Source organism: Ferrovum myxofaciens, assembly GCF_000735045.1.
Classification (GTDB): Bacteria; Pseudomonadota; Gammaproteobacteria; order Burkholderiales; family Ferrovaceae; genus Ferrovum; species Ferrovum myxofaciens.
The window spans coordinates 1-449 of the sequence record NZ_JPOQ01000286.1 but is presented as its reverse complement, the minus strand read 5'-3'; the positions used below and the strand labels follow the sequence as shown (position 1 = coordinate 449).

At 55.9% G+C, this 449-nt stretch carries 1 protein-coding gene; it reads right to left on the bottom strand.

All coding sequences use genetic code 11. The features are described from left to right. Positions 1-340: transposase zinc-binding domain-containing protein (locus tag IV91_RS0113550; RefSeq protein ID WP_031599332.1), on the bottom strand; the 340-nt coding region annotated here is incomplete at its 3' end. Positions 341-449: the final 109 nt, after the last annotated feature.

Genomic DNA, 449 nt, shown 5'->3' with positions numbered 1-449 from the left:
ACAGCTCGCGCTGGTGGTGCCAGGCCAACTGGCGGAACTCGGCTGGCAAGGTGAAGGTGACCATGAAATACTCGCCCGGCACCAGTTTCTGCAACTGCTTGTCAATCCAGCGTTGCGATTCGTGTGCCTGGCAATGCGGGCAGTGCCGGTTGCCGCAAGAATGCGGCAGCCAGCTTGACTTGTCACAACCGTCGCAGGCCAACAGCATTTTTGGTGCGTTGGCGCTACGGCACAGCTCAAAAGCGGATAAAGCTTTTAATTGGCCCGGCAAGAGTTCGTGACCGTATTGTTTGATCAGTTCTGGCGCATATTGGGCCACAATATCGGCGAGGCGGATCATACAACCTTGTTCCAGCCGACCTGTATCCGGCTCATCAGCGTGTTGATGTACACTTCGGCGGATTCTTTGCGATGTTCGGTGAGATGGGTATAGCGGGTGGTGGTGAGGA